General features: G+C 40.1%; 22 protein-coding genes and 1 tRNA gene. 14 read left to right on the forward strand and 9 right to left on the reverse strand.

Annotated elements, in window-relative coordinates; all coding sequences use genetic code 11:
* Positions 1–43 precede the first annotated feature (43 nt).
* Genes ACW6NC_RS06625 through ACW6NC_RS06645 form a run of 5 tightly spaced genes read left to right on the forward strand, consistent with a single transcriptional unit; the run spans position 44 to position 3188 of the window.
* Positions 44–1021, forward strand: a complete 978-nt coding sequence (locus tag ACW6NC_RS06625; protein WP_457864572.1) for a M23 family metallopeptidase — start codon at positions 44–46, stop codon at positions 1019–1021.
* Entirely contained in the window at positions 1021–1350 is a 330-nt protein-coding gene (locus tag ACW6NC_RS06630) for a MerR family transcriptional regulator (protein ID WP_457864574.1), read from the forward strand. Before ACW6NC_RS06625 ends, ACW6NC_RS06630 begins: the two co-directional genes overlap by 1 nt.
* 2 nt (positions 1351–1352) lie before the next feature.
* Positions 1353–1949, forward strand: a complete 597-nt coding sequence (locus tag ACW6NC_RS06635; protein WP_457864576.1) for a LemA family protein — start codon at positions 1353–1355, stop codon at positions 1947–1949.
* A gap of 3 nt (positions 1950–1952) precedes the next feature.
* Positions 1953–2393 (forward strand): TPM domain-containing protein, encoded by a 441-nt coding sequence (locus tag ACW6NC_RS06640; protein WP_457864578.1) that lies wholly within the window; start codon positions 1953–1955, stop codon positions 2391–2393.
* On the forward strand, positions 2394–3188 hold the full coding sequence (locus ACW6NC_RS06645; protein ID WP_457864580.1) for a TPM domain-containing protein: 795 nt from the start codon (positions 2394–2396) through the stop codon (positions 3186–3188).
* A gap of 487 nt (positions 3189–3675) precedes the next feature.
* On the opposite strand, the gene der is transcribed toward ACW6NC_RS06645, so the two are convergent.
* Together der and era are read right to left on the reverse strand one after the other, a co-directional pair.
* Positions 3676–4983 carry a ribosome biogenesis GTPase Der gene (der, locus tag ACW6NC_RS06650; RefSeq protein WP_457864582.1) on the reverse strand — a complete coding sequence of 436 codons (1308 nt, stop codon included), beginning with the start codon at positions 4981–4983 and terminating at the stop codon, positions 3676–3678.
* 113 nt (positions 4984–5096) lie between these two features.
* Complete coding sequence (gene era / locus ACW6NC_RS06655; RefSeq protein WP_457864584.1) at positions 5097–5978, reverse strand: GTPase Era; 882 nt, start codon at positions 5976–5978, stop codon at positions 5097–5099.
* Positions 5979–6131: 153 nt separating this feature from the next.
* Between era and cfa the strand changes: the two genes are divergently transcribed.
* The 3 genes from cfa to ACW6NC_RS06670 all read left to right on the forward strand — a co-directional run bounded on the left by cfa (position 6132) and on the right by ACW6NC_RS06670 (position 10560).
* Positions 6132–7304 carry a cyclopropane fatty acyl phospholipid synthase gene (cfa, locus tag ACW6NC_RS06660; protein WP_457864585.1) on the forward strand — a complete coding sequence of 391 codons (1173 nt, stop codon included), beginning with the start codon at positions 6132–6134 and terminating at the stop codon, positions 7302–7304.
* A gap of 239 nt (positions 7305–7543) precedes the next feature.
* On the forward strand, positions 7544–9085 hold the full coding sequence (locus ACW6NC_RS06665) for a SulP family inorganic anion transporter (RefSeq protein WP_457864587.1): 1542 nt from the start codon (positions 7544–7546) through the stop codon (positions 9083–9085).
* 38 nt (positions 9086–9123) lie between these two features.
* Complete coding sequence (locus ACW6NC_RS06670) at positions 9124–10560, forward strand: TonB-dependent receptor (RefSeq protein ID WP_457864589.1); 1437 nt, start codon at positions 9124–9126, stop codon at positions 10558–10560.
* A gap of 552 nt (positions 10561–11112) precedes the next feature.
* On the opposite strand, the gene ACW6NC_RS06675 is transcribed toward ACW6NC_RS06670, so the two are convergent.
* Both ACW6NC_RS06675 and ACW6NC_RS06680 read right to left on the reverse strand, forming a co-directional pair.
* Positions 11113–13056 (reverse strand): M1 family metallopeptidase, encoded by a 1944-nt coding sequence (locus tag ACW6NC_RS06675; protein ID WP_457864591.1) that lies wholly within the window; start codon positions 13054–13056, stop codon positions 11113–11115.
* 84 nt (positions 13057–13140) lie between these two features.
* Positions 13141–13605 (reverse strand): RNA methyltransferase, encoded by a 465-nt coding sequence (locus ACW6NC_RS06680; RefSeq protein WP_457864593.1) that lies wholly within the window; start codon positions 13603–13605, stop codon positions 13141–13143.
* A gap of 154 nt (positions 13606–13759) precedes the next feature.
* Here ACW6NC_RS06680 and ACW6NC_RS06685 point away from each other — a divergent pair, with 154 nt between their 5' ends.
* From ACW6NC_RS06685 to ACW6NC_RS06710, 6 genes are all read left to right on the forward strand, one after another.
* The gene (locus ACW6NC_RS06685; RefSeq protein WP_457864594.1) at positions 13760–14590 is read left to right on the forward strand and encodes a universal stress protein; all 831 of its coding nucleotides are present in this window, start codon (positions 13760–13762) and stop codon (positions 14588–14590) included.
* A 130-nt stretch (positions 14591–14720) separates the two neighbouring features.
* Positions 14721–15347: a diheme cytochrome c-553 gene (locus tag ACW6NC_RS06690; RefSeq protein WP_457864596.1), complete on the forward strand. Its 627-nt coding sequence runs from the start codon at positions 14721–14723 to the stop codon at positions 15345–15347.
* A gap of 148 nt (positions 15348–15495) precedes the next feature.
* Complete coding sequence (locus ACW6NC_RS06695; RefSeq protein WP_457864598.1) at positions 15496–16173, forward strand: TetR/AcrR family transcriptional regulator; 678 nt, start codon at positions 15496–15498, stop codon at positions 16171–16173.
* An 18-nt stretch (positions 16174–16191) separates the two neighbouring features.
* Positions 16192–17919, forward strand: coding sequence for a peptidase domain-containing ABC transporter (locus ACW6NC_RS06700; RefSeq protein WP_457864600.1), 1728 nt, complete (start codon positions 16192–16194; stop codon positions 17917–17919).
* Positions 17912–19285: an HlyD family secretion protein gene (locus ACW6NC_RS06705; protein WP_457864602.1), complete on the forward strand. Its 1374-nt coding sequence runs from the start codon at positions 17912–17914 to the stop codon at positions 19283–19285. Before ACW6NC_RS06700 ends, ACW6NC_RS06705 begins: the two co-directional genes overlap by 8 nt.
* Positions 19286–19294: 9 nt before the next feature.
* Positions 19295–20707: a TolC family protein gene (locus tag ACW6NC_RS06710; protein WP_457864603.1), complete on the forward strand. Its 1413-nt coding sequence runs from the start codon at positions 19295–19297 to the stop codon at positions 20705–20707.
* Between the two features lie 398 nt (positions 20708–21105).
* Here the strand turns inward: ACW6NC_RS06710 and ACW6NC_RS06715 are convergent.
* The 5 genes from ACW6NC_RS06715 to ACW6NC_RS06735 form a co-directional block, all read right to left on the reverse strand.
* A tRNA-Val gene (locus tag ACW6NC_RS06715) sits at positions 21106–21180 on the reverse strand.
* Between the two features lie 98 nt (positions 21181–21278).
* Positions 21279–21830 (reverse strand): menaquinone-dependent protoporphyrinogen IX dehydrogenase, encoded by a 552-nt coding sequence (hemG, locus tag ACW6NC_RS06720; protein ID WP_457864605.1) that lies wholly within the window; start codon positions 21828–21830, stop codon positions 21279–21281.
* A gap of 50 nt (positions 21831–21880) precedes the next feature.
* The gene (pflA, locus tag ACW6NC_RS06725; RefSeq protein ID WP_457864607.1) at positions 21881–22684 is read right to left on the reverse strand and encodes a pyruvate formate-lyase-activating protein; all 804 of its coding nucleotides are present in this window, start codon (positions 22682–22684) and stop codon (positions 21881–21883) included.
* Between the two features lie 88 nt (positions 22685–22772).
* The gene (gene pflB, locus ACW6NC_RS06730) at positions 22773–25013 is read right to left on the reverse strand and encodes a formate C-acetyltransferase (RefSeq protein WP_457864609.1); all 2241 of its coding nucleotides are present in this window, start codon (positions 25011–25013) and stop codon (positions 22773–22775) included.
* Positions 25014–25060: 47 nt separating this feature from the next.
* Positions 25061–26347, reverse strand: a complete 1287-nt coding sequence (locus tag ACW6NC_RS06735; RefSeq protein ID WP_457864611.1) for an L-lactate MFS transporter — start codon at positions 26345–26347, stop codon at positions 25061–25063.
* Between the last annotated feature and the right edge of the window lie 382 nt (positions 26348–26729).

The raw sequence follows: 26729 nt of genomic DNA on the forward strand, positions 1-26729 counted from the left end.
GTAATTGCTCATTGTGAAGGCAAAAATAGCATAAATTTGACTCATGTCGAAGGTTAAATATTATTACGATAGCGAGACGCTTTCCTATAAAAAAATCGAACGCCGAAAAGGCCGGCGCTTAGGCATTATATTTCTTAGTATTTTGGGTTCTTTTCTCGCCGGTTTTCTACTTTTAGTGTTATACCTAAATATTCCCCAGATTGAAACCCCAAAGGAAAAAGCCTTAAAAAGGGAACTTCAGAATATGCAATTGCAATATAGTCTTCTAAACAAGAAAATGGATCAGATCCAGGATGTGCTAGCCAATGTGGAGGATCGCGATAACAATATCTATCGAATGTATTTTGAGGCCAATCCAATTCCCGAAGAACAACGACGAGCAGGCTTTGGAGGAATTAACCGCTATCGCCACCTGGAAGGCTTCGATAATTCAAAGTTGATCATTGAGACCAACAAAAGAATGGATATCCTCACCAAGCAAATTGTGGTTCAGTCTAAATCTTTGGATGAAATCGCAAATCTTGCCAAAGAAAAAGAGGAACTTCTTTCTGCCGTACCTGCAATCCAACCTGTAAAAAATGAAGACCTCAGTAGAATTGCTTCGGGTTATGGTTGGCGGACAGACCCCTTTACCAAGGTCAGAAAATTCCATTATGGAATGGATTTTACCGCCCCAAGAGGGACGCCCATATACGCAACTGGAAACGGACGTATAACGCGCGCAGACAATCGATCAACCGGTTACGGAAATCACATAAGGATAGATCACGGGTATGGGTACACCAGCCTATATGCTCATCTTCACAAATACAATGTTCGAGTGGGTCAACGCGTATTACGTGGGGATATCATCGGCTATGTTGGTAGCACAGGTCGATCCCAGGCACCACACCTGCATTATGAGATTTTTAAAGATGACAGAAGAATAAACCCCATTAATTTTTACTATGGGCATCTGTCTCCGGAAGAATTTGACAAAGTACTTAAAAAGGCACAACAGGAAAACCAATCTCTGGATTAATGCATCTGAACCTACCCGAAAAAAGATATTACAGTATTGGCGAAGTAGCCTCCGCATTTAAGGTAAATACTTCGCTAATTCGTTTTTGGGAAAAGGAATTCGATGTCATCCAGCCGAAAAAAAATGCCAAGGGAAACCGAAAGTTTACCCCTGAGGATATAAAGAACCTGGAACTTATTTACCATCTTGTCAAGGAAAGAGGTTTTACCCTGGAAGGAGCCAAAACCCACCTAAAGGAAGAAAGGCATAAAATCCTTAACAATTTTGAAATAATCCGTAAGTTGGAAGGTATAAAAGCAAAACTAACCGACCTTAAAAACCAAATGTAAATATGAAAAAGTGGCTTGTACCGGCAATAATTATTGCCATTGTAATTTTTGTTATTTATAGTTTTACCGCAGGGGTAAATAATACCGCCATACAAAAAGAAGAAAACGCCAAGATGGCCTGGGCTAATGTAGAGAGTTCTTACCAACGCCGAAATGACCTTATTGGAAACCTGGTGCAAACCGTTCAGGGTGCTGCCGATTTTGAAAGGGGAACCCTTACTGATGTCATTGAAGCACGTTCCCGTGCTACTGCCGTGAATGTTGATGCTGACAATCTCAGCGCAGCACAGATTCAGCAATTTCAACAAGCTCAAAGCGGAGTGAGTTCAGCCTTATCAAGGTTACTTGTAAGTGTGGAGCGTTATCCAGACATCAAGGCTAATCAAAATTTCCTGCAGTTACAGTCTCAGTTAGAAGGCACCGAGAATAGGATCAATGTTGCCCGGGACAGGTATAATGAAGCCGTGGCCGATTACAATACTTATATCAGAGTATTCCCAAACAATATTTTCGCTGGAATGTTTGGTTTTGAAAAAATGGAACGCTTCCAGGCCGATGCAGGAGCAGAAAACGTTCCTGATGTGGAATTTGATTTTTAGACAATGAGCAAGGTAGAGGAATTTTTAATCAAAAAGGAGGAAGAAGAAATAGTTGAAGCTATTCGGATTGCCGAAGGTCACACCTCGGGTGAAATAAGGGTACACCTTGAAAAATCCTGTGGAAATAAGGATATCTTTGATCGGGCCATGGAGGTTTTCCATCAATTGAAGATGGACAATACTAAAGAAGAAAACGGAGTGCTAATCTATGTAGCCATAGATGATCATAAATTTGTGATCTATGGAGATCGTGGTATCAACGACGTGGTGCCACCTGATTTCTGGGAAAGTACCAAAGATGCTATCGTAAACCAGTTTAAAGAAGGAAAATTCAAACAGGGATTAATAGATGGGGTCCTCAAAGCTGGAAAGCAATTGGAAGAACATTTCCCCTGGTCGCCTGACAACACTAATGAACTTTCCAACAAAATTTCAAAGGAATAAATGCTACAAGCCCACTTCAAATTCATCTTCACTGTTTTTTTCTCACTTGTCCTGGCTGGAACTGGGCACAGCCAACGGGAGATCCCTCCTAAACCATCTCAAGAGACCAGCGTGTATGATGAGGCCGATGTCCTAAATACCGCTGAAGAAAAACGTCTTACACAAAAATTAATAAACTATTCTGACACCACTACTACCCAGATTGTTATCGTGACAATTGAATCATTACAGGGCGAATATGAAGGTACCTATGCCGCCCACTGGGCTGAGGAATGGGGTATTGGCCAGTCGAAGGAGGACAATGGCCTTTTGATTCTATTGGCTGAGAATGACAGGAAAATCTGGATTACTACCGGTTACGGCCTGGAGGAGTACTTAACCGATGCACGAACCAAACAAGTGATTGAACAGATCATTCTTCCTGAATTTCGAAAGAATGATTATTATGGAGGTCTTGATAAAGGAACCACTGCGATTTTCCAGATATTGGAAGGCACATTCCAGGGCACTCCTCAGACGGGAAAAAACAGTGAAGGGATACCGATCCAATTACTTATTCTGGGAATTATATTCCTCATTATCATTGTCTCCCTGAGCAACAAAAATAAAGGTGGCCGCAATGGAGGACGCAGAAGTACAGGAGGCACTTTATTGGATGCAATTATTTTAAGCTCCATGGGGCGTGGATCCTTTGGAGGCGGAAGTTCAGGTGGGGGCTTCGGCGGAGGCGGAGGTTTCGGTGGTGGCTTTGGCGGCGGTGGCTTTGGCGGCGGCGGTGCTGGTGGTAGCTGGTAATCTTTTCGATGAATTCCCAAAAGTCCATAGGCAATTCACGGCAGGGATTTTTGCAAGACAGATTTAATAAAAATTGTATTCTAAGATAAGGCTGCCGCTTTCAAAAAAATGAACCGCCAATTCCAGAGATCATTTTTTAATTATCCTTAAGTTTAAATTCTAAAACCCTCTTTTATTGGTGTTGAGATCTTTCTCTCCAAGTTTACTGATCTTGGAAGTGAAGCTAAGCATAATATAACGCTGCAAGATAAGACGACTACTTGCATCCTAAATAAAGTCTTCCCAAGGATTTTCCTGGTATCGATATTTTGATTCAGCGTATCATATGCCTTCACCTTTATGGTAGTATCTTTATAAAAAACTGATATCCCAGGCTTATATTCCATCTGGCCTGGTAGGGAAGGATGCTGCATTGAATTCCAAGGTATTCTTTTTTACTGTAATTAGCGCTCTGGACCTCCTATTTGTTACATGCTTTAATAGCTATCTATTTTTTTCTGAAATAAACCGCAACAGGAACACCATTAAAATCAAAGTTTTGCCGCAATTTGTTTTCCACAAACCTTTTATAAGGATCACGTACATATTGAGGCAGATTACAGAAAAAAGCAAACTGAGGCTGAGGCGTAGGCAATTGTGTACAGAATTTAATCTTAACATATTTACCTTTATAGGCTGGTGGCGGAGTATGCTCCAAGATAGGTAACATCACATCGTTTAATTCACGCGTTTTTATTTTTTTGTTTCGGTTTTCAAAAACCTTCACCGCGGTTTCTATAGCCTTAAAGATACGCTGTTTGGTAAGGACCGACATAAATATGATCGGCACGTCGGTAAAAGGCTCTATTTCTTTTCGGATCCTGGCCTCATATTCCTTCATCGTATTTGTTTCCTTGTCTTCTATCAGGTCCCATTTATTGACAAGGATCACGATTCCTTTACGGTTTCTTTCTGCCAACCAGAAGATATTCTGTACCTGCCCGTCAAATCCACGAGTCGCATCTAGTAGGATCAAACAAACATCGCAGTTTTCAATTGCACGAACAGAGCGCATTACCGAGTAAAACTCAAGATTTTCCTTCACCTTGGATTTCCGTCGAATTCCAGCGGTATCTACTAAGTTAAATTCAAAACCAAAACGATTGTATTTTGTGTCCATTGCATCGCGAGTGGTACCTGCGACATCTGTTACGATATATCGTTCTTCTCCAATAAGGGCATTTATAAATGAAGATTTTCCAGCATTGGGACGCCCTACCACGGCAAAGCGTGGGAGTTCTGACTCCTCATCAGCTTCCTGTTCGGGTAGCGCTTCTATTAAAGCATCCAAAAGGTCTCCAGTGCCACTGCCATTGGTACTGGCAATTGGAAAATATTCCCCCAATCCCAGGGAATAAAATTCAACAGCGTTCTCAAGACGCTTATTGTTATCTACTTTATTTACAGCAAGGAATATAGGTTTATCTACTTTCCTGAGTAATTTAGCTACTTCCTCATCCATTGGAGTAACCCCACTTTCAACATCTACCATAAAAATAATGGCATCCGCCTCATCTATGGCCAGTTCGACTTGCTTATCTATTTCAGCTTCAAAGATATCATCACTGCCCTTAACATATCCACCGGTATCGATAAGAGAAAAATTCCTTCCGTTCCAGTCGGATTTTCCGTAATGACGGTCTCGTGTCACCCCGCTTACTGAATCAACGATCGCTTCGCGACGCTGAATGAGTCGGTTGAAAAAGGTTGATTTTCCTACATTTGGCCTACCCACGATAGCAACAATATTGCCCATAGCTTATTCTTTTATTAAAATGCAAAATTAGTGTAAAAAATCGGGTTTGACTGAAAAGTCTAAACCGCATATCTTTAATTTCGAAACACCGTATAAAATAAACCTGGATCGGTTTATTCATTATAACCAAAACGTTTGAGCTGCCTCTGGTCGCTACGCCAGTTCTTATTAACCTTTACATACAGTTCAAGATGAACTTGCTTACCAAAGAATTTTTCAAGGTCTTTCCGAGCCTCCACCCCCACTCTCTTCAAAGCGGCACCTTTATGACCAATAATAATCCCTTTCTGGGTGTCTCGTTCTACCATTATAACACTGCGCATTCTGATAATATCTTCCTCCTCAAAGAATTCCTGAGTATCAATCTCGACAGAATAGGGTATTTCCTTTTTATAATGCATTAGAATCTTCTCCCTAATTATTTCATTAACGAAAAATCGCTCTGGTTTATCAGTAAGGGTATCTTTAGGATAGAATGGAGGTGCTTCAGGAAGCAATTCTACAATGCGGTTAAAAACCTCAGCAACATTAAAACCTTCCAAAGCGGAAACCGGAAATATCTCAGCGTTTGGCACTTTATCCTTCCATAATTCTACTTGGGTTTCAAGTTCCGTTTGATTAGATTTATCAATTTTATTGAGCAATAATAACACGGGAATGTCGGCTTGGATAATCTTATTAAAAAAAGCTTCATCCTTTAGTTCCTGTTCACCAATTTCAACCATATAAATCAGCACATCAGCATCTTCAAAGGCTGATTTCACAAAACTCATCATCGATTCCTGAAGTTGATAAGCTGGTTTTATAATTCCAGGAGTATCGCTAAGTATCATCTGAAAATCCTCTCCATTTACAATACCAAGGATACGGTGCCGTGTAGTTTGAGCCTTGGAGGTGATAATAGAGAGTTTCTCGCCCACAAAAGCATTCATCAGTGTAGATTTGCCCACGTTTGGGTTTCCTATGATATTTACAAATCCTGCTTTATGTGCCATTTTAATTTAATTTCTTTTGGCAAAAATAACAAGTTAAACAGCAACCTCCTTACTATAAATGTCTTTTAATTTTAAAATATCCCCAAAATCGATTAAATTTAAGTTAATGAACCTCAGCAATTAAGGGTCGAAACCTCCAAAATCAAACGTCATATGGCAAAAACAGACTACAAAATCGCTGTACAAAATTTATTAAAGGAAGCTGGAATAGAAATTAACGGTAGTCATTCCTGGGACATTCTGGTAAAAAATGAAAAATTTTATCAAAGTGTCTTAAGCCGTGGCTCTCTCGGTTTTGGAGAATCCTATATGGAAGGCTGGTGGGAGTGCCAGGCGATGGACAAGATGTTTTATCGTCTCTTTAAAGCTAATTTGGAGGAAAAGATCAAATCCAATTTCCGCCTAAAATTACTATGGTTAAAATCAAAGATCTTCAATCAACAAACCAAAAGCAGAGCTCAAAGCTCTATAGGAATTCACTATAATATTGGAAATGGTTTATATAGTAAAATGCTGGATCCGCTGATGATCTATTCTTGCGGTTATTGGCAAGATGCAAAAGATCTGGCCCAGGCCCAGCGAAATAAATTGGAACTCATTTGCCGAAAACTAAAATTAAAAAAAGGACAAAAAGTTCTTGATATAGGATGTGGCTGGGGAGGTTTTGCCAAATTTGCTGCAGAAAATTATAAGGTTTCTGTTACCGGGATCACCATTTCAAAAGAACAGCAAAAACTAGCTACCCAGAGATGCAAGGGATTACCCGTTGAAATCCTTTTTCAGGATTACAGGGATATCAATGAAAAATACGATCGCATAGTCTCGATCGGGATGCTGGAGCATGTAGGGCATAAAAATTTTGATAGTTTTATGCAGGTTATTAAAAACGCTTTAAAAACAGATGGTGTCAGCCTGGTGCATTTTATTGGAGGGAATTACACAAAATTCCATACGGATCCATGGATCAATAAATACATTTTTCCAGATGGATTAATACCCTCGATAAGGCAGATAGGACAGGCAATGGAACGCAAACTTATTTTGGAAGACTGGCATAATTTCGGCTTATACTATGACCAAACTCTTATGGCCTGGTTAGAAAACTTTAAACGTTCCTGGCCGGAAATAAAATCAGATTACAACCATATTTTTTACAGGATGTGGGAGTTTTACTTAAATTCCAGTGCAGCAGCTTTCAGAGCAAAAAAGCTCAATTTATGGCAACTGATTCTTACTCACCCCGATTCATCGCAAATATATCAATCGGTTCGCCCGGATAATTTTTCTGATACCCGGCAGATTGTCAGCAATGAAAATTTCATTTAAAACATTGCCGGTTTTATAATTTAATCCGCAATAAATTAAGATTTTATTAAAAATCAGCAGATTTTAATGCCCTGGGTTTCCAGTTACAAATAAATAGCTAATTTTGGCGGCTCTTATGACAGGCAGAAGCACCATACAATCATCCCCCCTTACTCCGCCCTAACAGGCTTAGCTTCCTCGGTTTGCAATTCCATCGCGAAAATATTTCGCTAATCACTATATACTAAACTTTTATTCTGATGAAAAATATTTTTAACCTTTTTGATTTTTCTCAAAAAGTAAATTACAAAACTGAAGTTTTGGCGGGCTTAACCGTAGCCCTGGCTTTAATACCTGAAGCAGTGGCTTTTGCATTTATCGCTGGTTTATCACCGCTGACTGGTCTATATGCTGCTTTTGTAATGGGACTTATAACGGCTATCTTTGGTGGACGCCCTGGCATGATCTCGGGAGCAACTGGAGCCGTTGCAGTGGTTATTGTTGCCCTGGCTGTTTCTCATGGTCCCGAATATGTTTTTGCAACGGTAATCCTGGCTGGCTTAATCCAGATAGTAGCCGGAGTCCTACGTCTGGGTAAACTTATAAGGTTGGTACCGCATTCAGTTATCTTCGGATTTGTCAATGGCCTGGCTATAATTATTTTCATGTCTCAGCTCGACCAGTTCAAAGTACCCAATGCTGCAGGTGAGTTAGAATGGATGAGCGGAACACCACTCTATACCTTTCTGGCTTTAGTTCTTACTGCAATTTTGATCATTTGGCTCCTTCCAAAATTAACCAAAATCGTACCGGCCACCCTGGCTGCCATTCTAGTGGTATTTGGAATTGTTGCTGCCCTGGATATTGACACCAAAACCGTTGGAGATATTGCCTCTATTAAAGGGGGGTTCCCTCCATTTCACATTCCGATGGTACCTTTCAATCTGGATACTTTTATATTAATCCTTCCTTACGCCGCAATTATGGCGGGAGTTGGCTTGATCGAGAGTTTACTTACCCTTAATATTTTAGACGAGATCACTGAGACCCGTGGCAGTGGCAACAGAGAATGTGTTGCACAGGGCGGGGCCAATATCCTATCAGGATTCTTTTCTGGAATGGGCGGTTGCGCCATGCTTGGACAAAGTCTCATCAATGTCTCTTCAGGTGCCAGAGCCCGGTTGTCGGGAATCGTTGCCGCGGTGAGTTTACTAATCTTTATCATGTTTGGTTCGAGTGTAATTGAACTTTTACCAATGGCGGCACTTACAGGTTTAATGATTATGGTTGCTATTGGTACTTTTGAATGGGCCAGTTTGAGAACGTTTAGAAGAATGCCAAAATCTGATATTTTGGTAATGGTTTTAGTCACTGTGGTCACGGTTGTCCTTCATAACCTTGCCCTTGCAGTACTTATTGGAGTGATTATTTCTGCTCTTGTTTTTGCCTGGGATAATGCCAAACGCATTCGAGCCAGAAAAAGAGTAGACAATGAAGGTGTTAAACATTACGAAATTTATGGCCCGCTTTTCTTCGGATCTGTTCAGGCATTTAATGACAAATTCGATATTTTAAATGATCCGGAAGAGGTTGTTATTGATTTCTCTGAAAGTCGAATTGTAGATATGAGTGGTATAGAGGCGGTTAATAAACTTACTGAAAGATACCACAAACAGGGTAAGAAACTTCATTTAAGGCATTTAAGCAACGACTGCAGAGCACTCCTAAATAAGGCTGATGCAATTATTGAAGTTAACATCCTTGAGGATCCAACTTATAAAGTAGTAGCAGATAAGGTTTAAGTTTAGTAAATTTATAGGACAACTATAAAGCTAAGGTAATGTCTGTAATTGATGAGGGAGATCTGGAATTTGAGAATATTATTTCAATAGAGAACAAGACCCTAAGAATAAATCTAAACAAGAATATCTACGGTACATTTGCTGAAATTGGGGCTGGCCAGGAAACAGTGCGGAATTTTTTCAGGGCTGGCAGTCCTTCTGGAACCATTGCCAAGACCATCAGCGCTTATGACAAGGATTTTAGCGATGCTATTTACGGCTTAGAATCCACGGGAAGATATGTTACCGAAGCCCGGTTAAAGAGCATGCTGGACTATGAAAGCAAACTCATTGAAGAGCGTATCTCAAGAGAAAAGCATCCTGACAAATTATTTTTCAGTTATGCTAATACTGTGGCTACAATAGACTGGGCAAAGAAATATAAAGGTCATGGATGGCTTGGAATAAGATTTCAAACTAAACCCAGGGAGGAATACAGCAATATTATTTTGCATGTTCAGTTTCACGAGAACAGTGCGGTTCACCAACAAATAAGTCTTGGAATTCTGGGGGTCAATCTCATTTACGGTGCTTTTTATCAATATGATGACCCCAAAGCATTACTCCAGCACCTTTTCGATCATCTTTCTAATGACAAGATAGAAATCGATGCAATTAATTTTACTGGTCCTGTTTTTAAAAATGTGGATAACCGCCTTATGAGCCTCCAATTGGTCAAGAACGGCATTACTGAAGCCGTTATGTTCAATCCGGAAGGGAATAACATACTCCCGGCCAATGTTCTGTACAAAAAGAACATCTTAACCCTTCGGGGAAGTTTCAGACCAGTGACCAATGTAAATATGAACATGTACGAGAAATCACTGGAACTATTTAGAAAGGAAAAAAGGGTGGATCCAGAAAAAACCGTGGTGATTTTTGAAATAACCCTTTCGAACCTTAAATCTGAAGGTGAAATAGATGAAAAAGATTTTCTAGATCGTGCCGACCTGTTGTGTAGTCTTGGCCACAATGTAATGATTTCAAATTTTCAGGAATACTACAAGGTTGTGGAATATTTTTCCCAACACACTAAGGAACAAATGGGACTTGCCATGGGTGTTAATACTCTAATTGATATTTTCGACGAGAGATATTATCGCCACTTAAGCGGGGGGATTCTAGAAGCTTTTGGAAAACTCTTTTTCAAAAATCTGAAAATTTATCTTTATCCGCTTAAAAACCCGGAAACCGGAGAAATCGTGACTAGTAAAAATCTAAAAGTACATCCTCGTATCAAAGAACTTTATAAATTCTTCCTTGATAATAACCGAGTAGTAGACATCACAGACTATGAGCCAAAGGTACTGGATATCCACTCCCGACAGGTGCATCAAATGATAGTAGAAGGCAAAGATGGCTGGGAAAAGATGATTCCTGAAAAAACGGCCAAAATGATCAAAGAGAAAAACCTATTCATTAACAATGAAGTATAGTCCTTTTATCAGTTTTCAATAAATTTTCAGGAAAGGGAGGAATTGTTAAAAAGATGATTTTCCCACTGCGGTAAAAGCTTATATCGCCGCATTGGGTTCAATAATATCAAAGGAATCCCAAAACTAGCTGGTATTTTCTAAGCTTGGCTAATTCTAAATTAACATCCAGATCAAGTTCATTTTGTATTCTGCAACCGGCGACGAATTTATTCTTTTTATTGATCGAAAGCATGCGACTTTTCCTCAAGACCTCGCCCACTATATTGCTGGACCTTTTGAGATCGGTGCCAAATATAAAATGAACAAAACAATCAATGAACGCATAGGTTCTTTTTTATAGAAGACTATAAAAGAAACTGGTAGTAACACCATTTCTTTGAATAGATATGATAATGTAAGGGATTCCACGCAATGCACAACTCTAGCCTTGAAGTTAAAAAAAATGTTACGCCATGAAATAAACTAACATCAGTTTGACTTATTTGGAAAGGGTGAAGACATATAAAAAAGGCTGCCTAAAATTCAGGCAGCCTTTTTTATCCTTATTTGTTTTTAATTCCCATAAATGGATTGGGGCCAGGTATCATTAGAAATATTGTCCGGTAACAATTTGTCGGGATCCAGTTCGATACGTTTTACGGTTTTATCGGTTTTGTGAAGGTAGTTCCAAGTATCACCACGTTGCCATATCTCCACCGGAAGTTTTATTTCTTCTGAAGTATTATCCTCGTAAGTTATTTCCAATAAAACAGGCATTGGTATCTCTCCATTATTAGCCAGGCTAACTAGATAATTCCCCTGATACTCCTGAACTCCCCCAAGGGCAATATCTATATTTCCGGTTCCATAGAACCAACCTTTAAAAAACCAGGACAAATTTTCTCCAGCAACATTTTCCATATGGTTAAAAAAGTCTGCGGGTTGTGGATGCTTGTAGGCCCAGGTTTCAATATAAGATTTGAAGGCATTATCAAAACGCTCCTCACCAAGAATGTATTCCCTCATCAGTAATAATCCAATAGCTGGCTTGTAATATGCCGTCATACCAAGATTTCTCAAATTGGTAACATCAGGATAAGTATCTATACCTTCTCTTTGTTCACTTGTAAACCACCTGTTCATATTTCTGGTCTGGTTCAATGTAGAAGGATATTCCCCGTTATTGAATTCCAAAGTGCTATAATGGTTGATAAAGGTGTTAAAACCTTCATCCATCCAGGCATAACGTCTTTCGTTAGAACCGACGATCATTGGGAACCAGTTATGACCGAATTCGTGATCAGTCACTCCCCATAGGGAAGCACCTTCACTTTGCCAGCTGCAGAAATTAAGTCCAGGATACTCCATACCCCCAATGTGTGCCGCCACATTCACTGCACCTCCGTATGGATAGTTGAACCATTTTTCTGCATAATGCTCTACTGAAGCTTTAGAATATTCAGTCGAACGAGACCAAGCTCCTTGTCCGTCACTTTCTTTAGGGTATGCTGACTGGGCTAAGGCTTTCTTTCCCCCTGGCAAATTAATCCTTGCTGCATCCCAGATAAAAGCTTTAGAAGATCCAAAGGCAACATCCCGGGCGTTTTCTATCTTATAGTGCCAGGTAAGGGTTCCTTCCTGTTTAGCTCTTATGGACATATTATTAACTTCTTCAGGTTTAATCAAGTAAACCGTTGAATCGCTCTTTGCTGCCTGGTCCCATCTTTCTTTTACCGTGGAAGAAAGTACCTGTCTTGGATTCTGCAAGGTACCAGACCCCACCACGATGTGACTAGCCGGGGCGGTGATTTTATAATCATAATCTCCATAATCGAGATAAAACTCACCAGCTCCAAGATATGGTTCAATATTCCAGCCTTCAACATCATCTAATACTGCAGCCCTAGGAAACCACTGTGCAAGAGCATAAATGGTTCCGTCCTCCACATCAAGCCGGCCCATCCGGTCCATTCCTTCAACAGGGATCTTGTATTTAAAATTCATTGAAACGGTAGCTTTTCCTCCCTTGGCCGGAATTGGCTGATCAAAGAAAACCTGCATTCTAGTATCGTTGATAAGATATTTATTTGAGCTACTTCTTTTAACCTTCGCTTCCAAATTGGAAATGGTATAACCCCCATCGGTATCACCATTATAACGGTTTCCCTGGATTGGAGTGGTCAGAGTTCCGCGAGAATCTTCAGTAAAACGATTCTGCTCTAAGTGCATCCAGATAAAATCCAAAGGTTCGGGACTATTGTTGGTGTAAGTAAGTGTTATTTTACCGGTAATAGTATGTTCTTGATCATCCAGGGTAGCCTCGATATCATAATCTGCTTCATTCTGCCAATAATCCGGGCCTGGTTTACCGGTGGCTGATCTGTAGCGGTTACCACTGCGATCCATGAATTCATCAAAATCGGCCTGGTTATTTTCGACGACCTCCTGGGCCGATGAGGTCATACTGAACATTCCAGCAACTGCAAAAGACAATAATAGCCTTGAAAAACTTTTCATTTTTTTTAGTTTAGATTTTAATCCCTGCTAATTTAATGAAAGCTCCAATATTTCCAATTTTTGCTAAGAGAAAGAAGTTTTGACTTAAGTAGAAAATTCGGTTTTCATCCCTCGATCGTACATCACTATGCTTCCGGCCACAGAAACATTAAGACTTAGTGTAGATTTAAATTTCACCAATTGATGAACCTTCTCAAGAGCCCTATTGGTAAGTCCATGATCTTCGGCGCCCAGGAGATAAACGCAACGACGTGGATGCCTAAAGCTCTCCAGTGGCACGGCCTTATCTGTTAATTCCACACCTACCAGCATAGCGCCTTTTGGCAAATGCGTATAGAAATCCTCAAAGTTTTCATAATGGTAATAAGGCATAGCCCCTACGGCTTTGTGGGTGTCGCAAGCCTGTTTTTCGTATCGATTTCCTATGGTAAAAATAAAACTCGCACCCATATTTTGGGCTGATCTCCAAAGAACTCCCAGGTTCTCGGGAGTCTTACCATTTTGAATACCAATTCCAAAAAATCCCTGTTCCAGGTTATCTATTTCCATAAGAATTCAAAAATACACTTTTTAGCAATTCAACAAAAATGCAATCAAAAGGCCCTTTCATGACTCAAAAATGATTTAAATCATTTAAAAAAACTCCTGCGGGAGTTAACTTTACCTAAGTTGACGGTTTTGGTTTAATTTAATTCCTAGGATTATGAAACGCGTACTTATACCCACCGACTTTTCCGATTGTGCGAACCACGCAACAAATATAGGAATGGAGCTTGCTAAGAAGCTAAAATCCGAAGTGAGCTTTTTACACCTTATCAATACTCCGGTGGACTGGAGTAAATTGTCGCTGGAAAAAGAAAGTCTTTATCCTGAAACCAAAGCTGCAATAGGCCAGGCGAAAGATAACTTATTAAAACTTGAACGAAGAGCTGAAAAAATAGGTGTTGAAGCAAACTCTTTGCTTTTATTCAATCAGGGGATTGAAGAAATTCAAAATTACATTAGTAAGGAGAAGTATTGCCTTGTAGTTATGGGCACCCATGGTGAGAAAGGAATGCAAAAATTAATGGGAAGTAACACCCAGAATGTTTTAAAGCACTCCCCGGTACCTGTACTTTCGGTAAAAAAGGCCGATAAATCTGCTCCTTTAAAGAAAATAGGAATCGCATCGGACTTTCAGGAAGAATCAATCAAAAGCTTCAACGAAATTCTTGAATTGGTAAAAAAATTAGCCATTGAAATAGAGGTTGTATATATTAATACCCCTTACACTTTTATGGAAAGTAACCAAATAGAACAAGCAATGGATGCATTCCTTAGCCAACAGACCGATGTCAGGGAAAAACGGTTTGTCTTTAACGCCAAAAGTGAAGAACGTGGAATCGGAATGTACATCGCTTCAGAAAAACCTGATATGCTTGCTACGATCACTCGTCAGCATTCCGGCCTGGAGAAAATCTTTCGGCCAGGAGTTACTGAGAATATAATTAATCACTTCGATCTACCTGTACTGAGCATTAATATCAACAGGTGAGAATAGACAAATTAACAAGGTTTCCCCCTATTTATCTTTCTGGTTATTTTATTGAAACTTTGGCTTCCCCAAAGTATCAACCTTCCTATTCTATTTTTTGAGAAGCATAAAATAATCCAAATTTTATAATATGAAGTCAATTTCTCCCATCGTTCTTCCTTTCATCATTTATCTGCTACTTTGTTCTATAATAAGCTGTAAGCAGGCCGAGGCGGAAAAAGATTACCACTCAGTTCCCCTTATCGCAGAAATGGATAGCATAACCAAGAAAGATCTGGTCAAAAGAGGTGAATACCTGGTCAATACCATAGGTTGTCAGGATTGCCACAGTCCAAAACGTATGGGAAATCAGGGTCCGGAATACATAGAAGAATTAGCTTTCTCTGGTTACCAGGCCAGTAGTGAATTACCCCCTATAAGCCAGGATGCTTTAAAAAAAGGATGGATGCTAATGAACCATGATCTCACAGCTGCTGTAGGACCCTGGGGCATATCCTTTGCAGCGAACCTCACCTCTGATGATACCGGAATTGGCACCTGGAGTTTTGAACAGTTTAAACGTTCTTTAACTGAAGGAAAATTAAAAGGTCAGCCCAATGGTCGAATGTTATTACCACCTATGCCCTGGCAAAATTTCAAAAATCTCAAGGAAGAAGACTTAAGGGCAATGTATGAATATTTTTTAAGTACAGAGCCCGTGAATAATCCTGTCCCTGCACCTATTCCTCCTCAGAAATTAACCAGCTTAGGAGGATAACTACTAATCCTCTTCCAACCATTTTATATGGCATATCAAGTGGCCTTTAATTAAGGTTATTCATATTTAAAGCTAACAATCTGCAAATTAACAAAGTTTAACTTTCGTTTATGATAGGTTTACTATTATATTTGCGCAAATTTCTATTATGCAGCATTTTCTTTCTAATATTTCAATCCAGGTTAACCCGCACACATACCTGAAGGATCCAGAATCCAGTGCACTTGGTAAACGTATACTTTCTGGAAGTATTCAACTTATTGAAGAAATTGGTTTTGAAAATTTTACTTTTCAAAAATTGGCTAAGGCCATTCAGTCTACGGAAGCATCAGTATACAGGTATTTTGAGAGCAAACATAAACTTTTACAGTACCTTACAATATGGTATTGGGCATGGCTAGAGTATCACTTTATTTTTAAAACTGCCAATATAGATTCGCCTGAGGAAAAACTCAAAAGGGCTATTATTCTAATTACAAAACCCCTTGATAAAGACCAAAGTTTTTCCCATATTAATGAAACCAAGCTCCAGAACATCATAATTTCCGAAGCTTCAAAGGTTTATTTAACCAAGGAAGTTGATCAACAAAATAAAGCTGGTGTTTTTGCTGGTTATAAAAAGCTTGTAGGTCGCGTGAGTGATATCATCTTGGAAATAAATCCACACTACAAATATCCTCACATGTTAGTTTCAACCATTATTGAAGGTGCCCACAATCAACGCTTTTTTGCAGATCACCTGCCAGGTTTAACCGATATAGTTAAAGGTGAAGACGCCATCACTGAATTTTATAAAGAAATGATTTTTAAAACTATTCAGGCATAAAACATCAACACAGACGAAATGACAAAACCCGAAAAACCAAGTCCATTAAAAAGACTCCTTAGGTTATTAAAACCAGATCAGTCCGAAATTATCAATATTTACATTTATTCCATTTTTAATGGGCTCGTCTACCTATCAGTACCCTTAGGAATACAAGCGATTGTCAATCTCATTATTGGTGGAGAAATAACCACCTCATGGATATTACTGATTATTTTTGTGGTCTTAGGTGTTGCTGCAACAGGGGTTTTGCGAATATTTCAATTTAGAATTACCGAAAATCTGCAACAGAAAATATTTACAAAAGCTGCCTTTGAATTTTCTTATCGTCTTCCAAGGATTAAGATGGAAGCACTTTATAAGCATTATGTCCCGGAATTAATGAATCGCTTTTTCGATGTTATGACGGTTCAGAAAGGCCTTCCAAAATTACTCATCGACTTTTCCGTGGCTGTCCTCCAGGTAATATTCGGCCTAATTCTTTTATCACTCTACCATCCCCTATTCATTGTTTTTAGCGTCCTATTGGTCTTGTTGCTTTATATGATCTTTCATTTTACAGCAAAAAAGGGACTATCTACGAGTTTAGAGGAATCTAAGTACAAGTATAAAGTTGCCCATTGGCTTGAAGAGATAGGTCGCAACAACACTTCCTTTAAACTGGCGGGAGATACGGAATTACCCCTGGATAGAGCAAATACCAATGTGGATTCCTACTTAAAATCAAGGGAAAATCACTTTAAACTCCTGATGAGGCAATATTCATTCATGGTAGTCTTTAAAGTGATAGTTGCTGCTAGTTTATTAATCCTTGGGGGATTCCTGGTTATGGAACAGACCATCAATATAGGCCAATTTGTTGCGGCGGAGATTATCATACTTTTGGTTATGGAATCTGTAGAGAAACTTATAGTTAGCCTGGAAACTATTTATGACGTGTTAACAGGGCTGGAGAAAATCGGAGAGGTTACCGATCTCGAACTGGAAAGATCAGAAGGAATAAGTTTAAAAGATGAATTGACCTCTCCAGGAATGAAAGTAAAAACTGAAAATCTTAGTTTCAAATACCCGGGGAGTAATACCAGGATTCTGGAGAACATTTCATTCTCGGTAAAAAAAGGAGAAAAATTTTTAATCTCTGGTAAAAACAATTCAGGTAAGGCAACCTTGCTTAAACTCCTTGCCGGTTTATATGATGTAAAGGAGGGGGTGGTTTCTTATAACGGAATTTCCCTTACCAATTTAAATATCAATGACATGAGATCAGTGATAGGAGAATGTTTTGCCCAGGGAACCCTCTTTGAAGGCACAATTTTAGAGAACATCACTATGGGACGAAAAAATATCCCCTTCGAAAATATCAAATGGGCTGTCAATCACCTAAAACTTAAAGGGTTTATCAGGAATCTTCCAAAAGGCTACGATACCTTTGTCGAACCACAAGGATATAAATTTTCACGAAGCATAATTACAAAGCTCCTGATTGCCAGAAGTATTGTCAGCAAACCCAATTTGCTGATTATTGAAGATATTCTTGATAACCTGGATCGCCGGGAGAGACTTAAGGTCATGGATTTTCTAACTTCCAGGGATCAAGACTGGACCCTGATAGCGGTTTCTTCCGAGGCGCATTTTGCCAAACGCTGTGACCGGATTGCCATTGTTTCGAAAGGCAAAATCACCAAAATCGGAAATTATGAAGAATTAAAATTATCCGAAGAATTTAAAAACGAGGAAGATGCTTAATATTTCATCAAATAAAATAACCGATAAGGTTAACAGGACTTCCTACAGTAGCCTGGATATGGTTGAAAGCCGGAAATCAGGCAAATGGTTAAAACGCCTTATAACAATCTTTTTCCTCCTCATTTTCCTAAGCATGTTTCTTCCTTGGACACAAAATATCAGAAGTAAAGGAGAGGTGACCGCACTTAAACCTGAACATCGGCCACAAAATATTGAATCTATTATTGCCGGTAGAATAGAGGACTGGTTTGTCATGGAAGGGGATTACGTTGAAAAAGGAGATACCATTATGTTCGTTTCCGAGATAAAAGACCAATACTTTGATCCTAAGCTTTTGGACAGGACTCAAGAGCAACTTAACGCCAAAGAACTCGCTGTGGGATCATACAGGGAAAAAGTAAAAGCTCTGGATAACAGGATCAGGGCGTTACTGGAAACCAATGAATTAAAATTACAGCAGGCGCGGAATAAAGCTCAACAAGCAAGATTAAAGGTGGAAAGCGACAGTATGGATTATCAGGCCGCTGTTATTAATTACGAAATTGCTGAAGAACAATATGAGCGAATCCTCAGTTTATATGAAGAAGGTTTGAAATCCCTTACCGACCTTGAAAACCGCAGACTTACTATGCGAAAAGAGCAAGCGGAAATGATTTCAGCTCAAAATAAGCTGCTCACCAGCAAGAATGAGGTGGTTAATACCGAAGTAGAGCTGAGTTCTATCCAGGCCCAATATCGCGACGCAGTTGCTAAAGCGGAATCAGATAAATATACTACCCTTACTGGGCTCTATGAATCGGAGGCAGAGATCACCAAATTGGAGAACCAGTACACTAATTATTCGGTCAGACAGGGGATGTATTATATTACAGCCCCTACCAATGGCTATATTACCCAGGCCATCCAGTCAGGGATTGGCGAGACTTTAAAGGAAGGCGATCAGATTGTTAGCATAATGCCTGCAGATTATGAATTAGCCGTTGAAATGTACGTGCGCCCTCTTGACCTGCCGTTGCTTCAAAAAGGTCAGGATGTGCGTATTCAATTTGACGGATGGCCCGCAATAGTATTTTCCGGCTGGCCAGAACAGAGCTACGGCACCTATGGCGGAGAGATCTTTGCCATAGATAGGTTCATCACCAAAAACGGAAAATATCGAGTCCTGGTCGCTCCTGATCCGGAACAACCAGCTTGGCCAGAAGCCTTGCGCTTAGGTGCAGGAACTTCAAATATGGTCTTGCTCAAAGATGTGCCTGTCTGGTATGAGTTGTGGAGGAACATCAACGGCTTCCCTCCAGACTTTTATGATTCTACTGGAGAAACAAAAAATGCAGAAAAAAGTAAAAAAACACTTTCTGTTAATTAAAAAGTAAAGATGAATTATTTTAAAAATATATTTCTGTTAATGCTCACCTTCTCCCAGGCAGTCCCTATCCTGGCACAGGAATTCAAGGCGGAAAAAATTCTTACTTTCGAAGAATATATCGGACTGGTGAAAGCAAACCACCCTATAGCCAGACAGGCTGAAAATCAATTGGGGATCGGTGATGCTGAAGTCCAGGCGGCAAGAGGAGCTTTTGACCCTAAGATCTTCAATAATACCAAGCAGAAAAATTTTAATGACACCCAATACTACAGTATCATTGAAAGTGGGTTAAAGATCCCTACCTGGTTTGGGATAGAATTACAGGGCGGATACGATCTAAATGAAGGCTCCTATCTCAATCCGCAGAATGTCACTCCTGCAAATGGGCTCTGGTATGGAGGAATTTCAATTTCCCTTGGGGAAGGACTTTTAATAGATAAAAGACGAGCTGAACTTCAAAAAGCAAAACTTTTCCAGAAAATGAGCGAGATGGAACGTGAATTAATGCTAAGCCAACTTATCTACGATGCCGGAAAGGCCTACTGGAAATGGTTTGAAAGTTATTCGGTAATGCAGACGTATGAGGAAGCTATTGAGCTCGCTGAAGAACGTTATGAAGGTGTGCGGCGAAGCAGCCTGTCAGGAGAGGTGGCAGCCATAGATACCACCGAGGCAAGAATACAGGTTCAGAGCAACCGTATAAGCTATAACGAGGCCCGGCTGGAGTTTGAAAATGCCTCTGAACAAATTTCGATCTTTCTGTGGCTCGAAGGCGTTACTCCTCTGGAAATAGCCCAGGGCACGATTCCGGCTTACCAAGAACCTACAGGAGTACCTATTGAGGAACAATTTCTAGGTGAAATTGAAGCTCTTATCGATAACCATCCAAAGCTACGCCGCAGCACATTTAAAGTAGATCAGCTGGAAATTGATCGTCGCTGGAGCAGGGAACAATTAAAGCCTGAGCTCAACTTAAAGTACAATGTGCTAACTGAAACGATAAACGAGGTCCCCACTGCCGAATATTCTATGAATAATTATAATTTTGGACTCGAATTTGAAATGCCCCTTTTCTTAAGAAAAGAAAGAGGGAAAGTAAAACTAGCCGGTCTAAAGCTTGCCGATGCCCGGCTAGACCTGAAAAAATATCAGGCAAACCTAAAGTATAAGGCAAGAGCCGCCCTAAACGAATGGAAAACCAGTAATGAACAATTGGAAATTTACAGGGAAACGGTAGAAAACACCAGGAGGCTGTTGGAAGGCGAAAGGCGTATGTTCATGGCCGGAGAAAGCTCACTTTTTATGGTAAATTCCAGGCAGATGAGCTACATCAATGCGCAAAACAAATTCTTTGAATACCTCTCCAAAAACCGAATCGCCCGCTTGAAAACATTTTACCGGTTTGGATTGATTGGAGATTAGAAATTTTTTAATCTATTCCCTAAAGCTGGAACTACATGTATTTGATCTACTTACCACTTTTAGTTCAAATCATCAGACCTTCAGAAGAAATGTTGTAACGGATTTCAAATCAATTAGGATTTCAAATCCTAACCTGTTTTAAATGGTTTTGCCAGTAAAAATTTTATTCCACCCATTTTTACCGCTGACTACAGCCCCTTAATAGCCGGATAGTATTTAGCATTCAACCTTATATTTCTAGGAAGCTTATAGATATAGGACAGTTCTTAATCGGATTTTTCTATGTCGGGGAAAGAACAAGGTCATTGGAAAAATAAAAAAACTAAAATTTAATTTTAATAAGCTTTTGCTGCATTTTATCAAAAATTAAATGAAGTTGACCTTTATTGTGTTATCTGTGAGTGATACTGGATTCGAACCAGTGACCCCTACCCTGTCAAGGTAGTGCTCTGAACCAACTGAGCTAATCACCCGTTAATATTTGGCAGTAAAAATAAGATTTAAAATCTTTTCTGCGACAATGTTTTGCAAAAATACCTTTTATGCACTAAAATTTCAATCGCTTCAGACATTATTTCCAGTTAAAGTCTTCCTCAAGTTTCATCAAGACCAGCTTACCAAAGCTTCTAACTCTCTCCCAGTCGGTATATTCTATGGCAGTATCATTCCTTGTAGGGCCATTGGTGAATTTCATAATGAGTTTTATCATGATCCTGTCTAAAAAGGAATAGAGCCTATAATCGAGTCTGCCCGCGAATACTGCCAACATATCGGGTTTCCAGTTTACTTCCTTTAAAAAATTGATGAGGTAGGGATTGGTACTGGAAGAGTTTTTATCCTTTTTGCGGGCAACCAGGTTTACGGAAAAAAAAGCAGTGGTAACCTTATTAAGACTTTCTTTATGATTTAATACAAATCGCCGGACCTGGACATTGTGTTTTCCATAGCGTACCCCTGCGCCTATGATCAGGAGATCAAAATCCATTACCTTCTCATGGAAGTTTTCAATTGAATATAAGATAACATCTACCTGCAAACGTTGTAGCTGGTACAACAGGGCTTCTGAAATCTTTTTAGTCTGTCCATCAACCCCAGAATAGATGATACCAACCTTTTTTTCCATTATTCGCTAAGGTAAGATGATTAAAACTAGATTTATCCAGGAACATGCAATTAATTTACTCTCACCTCTGTGAAATATTTCTTTAAAATTTCAGCTGTAGACTTAAGTTTTTCCTGAGTGGGAGGTTCAATCCCTTTGAGCTTGTATTCCATTCCCAGAACTTCCCATTTATGCAATCCCAGCAAATGGTATGGCAGCACCTCAATTCGTTCTATATGCTTATAATCTCGGAAGAACTGTCCCATTTGGTGTAAATGCTCCTCTTGATCTGACCAGCCGGGAACCAGCACATATCTCAACCACATTGGTTTTCCCGATACTTCCCGGTGTAGTGCTACCTTGAAGGTGTTTTTATTGGAAAGGCCAGTGAGCCTTCGATGCCATTCTTCATTAAAATGTTTCACATCCAGCATTAGTAGATCCGTTTCCTCCAGAAGTTCTTTTGTTTGTTGATCAATAAGTCGGCCGTTGGTATCAAGAGCTGTATTGATTCCTTCCTTCTTCAGTCTTCGGAACAGCTGTTTCAGGGGCTTGCGCTGAAGCAAGGGCTCCCCACCCGAAACGGTTACACCTCCGGTTTTCCCAAAGTAATGTTTCTGACCAATGGCCCGTTCAACAATCTCTTCAATTCCTATAATACTTCCCCCCTTCACATCCATAGTATCAGGATTAGCACAATAGAGACAACGAAACTGGCAACCCTGAACAAAAACAACCATCCTTATTCCGGGGCCGTCATGAGTCCCGAAACTCTCTATGGAATGTACCCGGAGCTGGTCTTTTTCTCCCTCATTGAGTTGCGAAGCATTCTGTGGAACAAGCATTCCGTTTTTGATCATTTCTTTGTTCTTCAAAGGCAACTGAGAATTGGGTAACAGCACCGGAAGGATACTTCGAGAAAATAATCAAACCGGCACTGAACCCAAAGCGCTACACTTAATTTTACATTCTTTCGTGAAAGGTCCTTGTAATCACCTCCAATTGATGCGCCTTAGACAGGCGGATAAAATTAACGGCATATCCTGAAACTCTAATTGTCAATTGCGGATAACGTTCCGGATGTTCATAGGCATCCATTAAAGTTTCCCGATTAAGAACATTAACATTCAGGTGATGTCCTTTATTTAAAAAATAACCATCGAGCATTGTTACCAGGTTGCTTACCTGGTCTTCACGGGCACTACCCAAAGACTTTGGTACAAGGGAGAAGGTATTGGAAATCCCGTCCATCGCATCGTGATAATCAAGTTTAGCAACCGAGTTCAGGGAAGCTATAGCTCCATGGGTATCTCGCCCGTGAACTGGATTAGCTCCCGGAGCAAATGCCTCTCCTGCCTTTCTACCATCTGGGGTAGCCCCTGTTTTTTTACCATACATCACATTTGAGGTTATGGTAAGCAAAGACATTGTAGGTACCGCATTTTTATAGCATTTGTGCTTTGCCAGTTCAGTAAAGAAAGCATGAGAAATATCTTTGGCAATGGTATCTACCCAGTCATCGTCATTTCCGAATTTAGGGAAATCTCCTTCGATCTTGAAGTCTACGGTTAGCCCAGCCGCATTTCGAATGGGTTTAACCCGCGCATACTTAATGGCAGATAAAGAGTCGGCGATGATAGAAATTCCAGCAGCACCATAAGCCATATCCACACCTGGATCGGAATCAATAAATGCCATTTGGGCTTTTTCATAATAATACCTGTCGTGCATATAATGGATGATATTCATGGTTTTAGAATATACCCTAGCAACTTCTGATATTGCTGGTCTGAACTTTTCCATTACATCCTCATAGTTAAGGTATTCTCCTTCTATTGGGGCAATATCTTTAAGGATCTCTTTTCCTGAAATTTCCTCGCGCCCTCCATTGAGGGCCATGAGTAGTACCTTGGGTAAATTCACTCTTGCACCAAAAAATTGAATTCTTTTACCCAGATCCTGGTGAGAAACACAGCAAGCTATCCCGTAATCATCTGAGCCACGGTAATCCCTCATCATATCATCATTCATATACTGAATGGAAGAAGTATCAATAGAAACCTTAGCGCAGAAATCTTTAAAGCCACCCGGAAGATTTTCAGACCACAGTATGGTTAGGTTTGGCTCCGGAGATGGTCCAAGATTATAAAGAGTTTGCAGAAAGCGGAAAGAAGTCTTGGTGACCTTGGTTCTTCCATCTTCAAACTGACCGCCAATGGCTTCGGTAACCCAGGTAGGATCTCCTCCGAAGATCTCATCATAGGGACCTGGCCTAAGGTGGCGTACCATCCGAAGTTTCATCACAAACTGGTCAACTAGTTCCTGAATTTGCTCTTCTGTTATCAGTCCCCTCTCCAGATCCTTTTCAAAATAAATATCAAGAAATGAAGAAACATTCCCCAAGGACATAGCAGCTCCATCCTGCTCTTTTACCGCAGCCAGGTAAGCCATGTACACCCATTGAATCGCTTCACGCGCATTTTTGGCCGGACGTCCTAGCTCAAGCTCATATACAGCACCTAATTTTTTGATATCCTTTAAGGCAATGATTTGATCGTTTATTTCCTCACGAAGACGAATCTTATGCTCGTCCATCTCCCCGTCTATAGCAACTTTATCAGCCAACTTGGCTTCGATAAGTCGATCAGCACCGTAAAGAGCAAGACGACGATAATCTCCGATTATTCTTCCACGAGCATAATTATCGGGCAGCCCAGTAAGAACACCGTGAGACCGGTAATCTCTTATTTCAGCATCATAAGCTGCAAACACCGCGTTGTTATGATCTTTAGTATAATTGAATAATTCTGTCACCCAATCGGCTACTTTGAGCCCTCGTTCAACTACCGCACCTTCCACAACCCGAATTCCACCGAAGGGTTTCATGGCTCTTTTTAGAAGTTCATCAGTTTGTAAACCTACTACTACCTCGAGATCTTTCTTAATATAACCGGGGCCATGGCTGGTTATACTGGAAATACTCTCGGTGTCAACCGATCTACACCCACCGTTAGCGCGCTCTTCTTTCATAGCGTCAAGGCAAAGCTGCCATAACGCCTTTGTTCTTTCGGTAGCTCCCGAAAGAAAGGAGGCATCTCCATAGTAAGGAGTGATATTTCTTATAACAAAATCCCTTACATTAATTTTTTGGTCCCAAACCCCTTCATCCTGGGGGGCAAGTACCTTATCGGACACGTCAATCATAATGATAGTTTAAGTGGTTAATTTTCTTTTCACAATAATGGTTTATACTATATCAATTCAGGTTCCTGTGCTACATCAAGTTCTTCGTTTTTATACCGAGATTCTTTTTTCAATCTTTTAATTTCTCTTTGAGTGAGCAGAGACAGACCAAATGCAACTAGTAGAAGACCGGCGAAAAAGTAAAGTGTTCCGTTATAACTGGAGGTAACACCGCGTGACCATGCAGCGAACAAGGGTCCAAAAATTCCAGCCGCAGCCCATGCAGTAAGCATATAGCCGTGGATTGCTCCAAGTTGCTTTGTCCCGAAAACATCTCCAATAAAGGCAGGAATTGTGGCAAAGCCTCCCCCGTAACATGATAGAATCAGAAATATAATTACCTGAAAAAGAATTGCATTAGTAATTCCGGGTAATAAGAAAAAGGCAACGACCTGAATTCCGAAGAAAATGGAATACATTGCGGGACGACCTATTTTATCAGAAAAGGTGGCCCAGCCAATTCTGCCAACTCCATTAAAGAGTCCCATAATGCCAACCATAGTGGCAGCGGCAACTACCGTTAGGCCAGCATATTCCTGGGCCATGGGAGAAGCCACAGAAATGATAGCTATCCCACATGATATGTTAATGAAAAGCATGAACCATAAATACCAGAAGCGTTTAGTTTTTACCGCCTGATTAGCTGTTAACTGAGACAGATCCTGAGTGACCCTCTTCTTTCCCAAGGCTACAGTAGCCTCAAATCCAGCAGGAATCCAGTTTTTTGGTGGAGGGGCCAGGTAAAGAGACGAGATAAATATAAGGACCAAATAAGCGGAACCCATAATGAAGAAGGTACTGGCTATTCCAACAGCCGATATCAGATAAACTATAATAGGACTACTGATAAGCGCTGCAAACCCGAAGCCCATTATGGCAAGGCCAGTGGCCAGGCCTCGTCGATCCGGAAACCATTTAATAAGAGTAGAAACCGGGGTAATATACCCCAGGCCTAAACCTATACCTCCGAAGATTCCATAAAATAGGTAAAGCAGGAAGATTGATTCCAGGTATACGGCTAGTCCAGATCCCGCTATTCCTATCCCAAAAAAGATGGCTGCAAATATCCCTGATTTTCTTGGCCCTTTCTTTTCCAGAAAATGCCCTAAAAAGGCTGCTGAAATACCCAGAAAAAATATGGCTAGGCTAAAGGTAAATTGGGTATCGCTAAGCTTCCAGCCAAACTTTTCGATCAAGGGTTTGGTATATACACTCCAGGCGTAAACCGAGCCGATTGAAATGTGTATTCCAACTGCGGAGGCAGCGATCAACCAACGGTTTTTTTCTTTTCCCATAGTTTCTCTTTTTTAGATGATTGTTTTTAAATTCGGCTATTGAGCCTCATCTGGCAAACAAAGTAAATCCAGAAAAAGAGGGAAAAACATGAGGACGGTCAGGTTAGAGCAATGCATCCCAGATAGTTATTAACTACAACGATTTCAGGGTGTAAGAAAAAATAATGCTTTCAAGATAAGTAGGGATCAATCTCAAAAGTTGGGTCTAAGGACTAAAATCCATCTTGGGTTCAGAAGTAATGCCTCGCCTGCTATTTCGATATTTTGTTCGGCATCAATTCCTTTGTGATATAATATGGATCAATCTCAAAAGTTGTGTGTGAATTAAAATAATAGTTTGATTTTTGCTTTCTAAACAAGAAGCATTGGATCCATATATAGA

This window comes from Salegentibacter profundi, assembly GCF_054121475.1.

Bases quoted from the DNA above. Each gene is read 5' to 3' on its own strand.
- ACW6NC_RS06675 (WP_457864591.1), bottom strand. From the start codon at position 13,056: ATGAAAAGTTTTTCAAGGCTATTATTGTCTTTTGCAGTTGCTGGAATG.
- hemG (WP_457864605.1), bottom strand. From the start codon at position 21,830: ATGGAAAAAAAGGTTGGTATCATCTATTCTGGGGTTGATGGACAGACT.
- ACW6NC_RS06700 (WP_457864600.1), top strand. From the start codon at position 16,192: ATGACAAAACCCGAAAAACCAAGTCCATTAAAAAGACTCCTTAGGTTA.
- cfa (WP_457864585.1), top strand. From the start codon at position 6,132: ATGGCAAAAACAGACTACAAAATCGCTGTACAAAATTTATTAAAGGAA.
- ACW6NC_RS06630 (WP_457864574.1), top strand. From the start codon at position 1,021: ATGCATCTGAACCTACCCGAAAAAAGATATTACAGTATTGGCGAAGTA.
- ACW6NC_RS06645 (WP_457864580.1), top strand. From the start codon at position 2,394: ATGCTACAAGCCCACTTCAAATTCATCTTCACTGTTTTTTTCTCACTT.
- ACW6NC_RS06695 (WP_457864598.1), top strand. From the start codon at position 15,496: ATGCAGCATTTTCTTTCTAATATTTCAATCCAGGTTAACCCGCACACA.
- ACW6NC_RS06635 (WP_457864576.1), top strand. From the start codon at position 1,353: ATGAAAAAGTGGCTTGTACCGGCAATAATTATTGCCATTGTAATTTTT.
- ACW6NC_RS06670 (WP_457864589.1), top strand. From the start codon at position 9,124: ATGTCTGTAATTGATGAGGGAGATCTGGAATTTGAGAATATTATTTCA.
- ACW6NC_RS06680 (WP_457864593.1), bottom strand. From the start codon at position 13,605: ATGGAAATAGATAACCTGGAACAGGGATTTTTTGGAATTGGTATTCAA.
- ACW6NC_RS06640 (WP_457864578.1), top strand. From the start codon at position 1,953: ATGAGCAAGGTAGAGGAATTTTTAATCAAAAAGGAGGAAGAAGAAATA.
- ACW6NC_RS06735 (WP_457864611.1), bottom strand. From the start codon at position 26,347: ATGGGAAAAGAAAAAAACCGTTGGTTGATCGCTGCCTCCGCAGTTGGA.
- der (WP_457864582.1), bottom strand. From the start codon at position 4,983: ATGGGCAATATTGTTGCTATCGTGGGTAGGCCAAATGTAGGAAAATCA.
- ACW6NC_RS06710 (WP_457864603.1), top strand. From the start codon at position 19,295: ATGAATTATTTTAAAAATATATTTCTGTTAATGCTCACCTTCTCCCAG.
- ACW6NC_RS06685 (WP_457864594.1), top strand. From the start codon at position 13,760: ATGAAACGCGTACTTATACCCACCGACTTTTCCGATTGTGCGAACCAC.
- ACW6NC_RS06705 (WP_457864602.1), top strand. From the start codon at position 17,912: ATGCTTAATATTTCATCAAATAAAATAACCGATAAGGTTAACAGGACT.
- ACW6NC_RS06665 (WP_457864587.1), top strand. From the start codon at position 7,544: ATGAAAAATATTTTTAACCTTTTTGATTTTTCTCAAAAAGTAAATTAC.
- ACW6NC_RS06625 (WP_457864572.1), top strand. From the start codon at position 44: ATGTCGAAGGTTAAATATTATTACGATAGCGAGACGCTTTCCTATAAA.
- ACW6NC_RS06690 (WP_457864596.1), top strand. From the start codon at position 14,721: ATGAAGTCAATTTCTCCCATCGTTCTTCCTTTCATCATTTATCTGCTA.
- pflB (WP_457864609.1), bottom strand. From the start codon at position 25,013: ATGATTGACGTGTCCGATAAGGTACTTGCCCCCCAGGATGAAGGGGTT.
- era (WP_457864584.1), bottom strand. From the start codon at position 5,978: ATGGCACATAAAGCAGGATTTGTAAATATCATAGGAAACCCAAACGTG.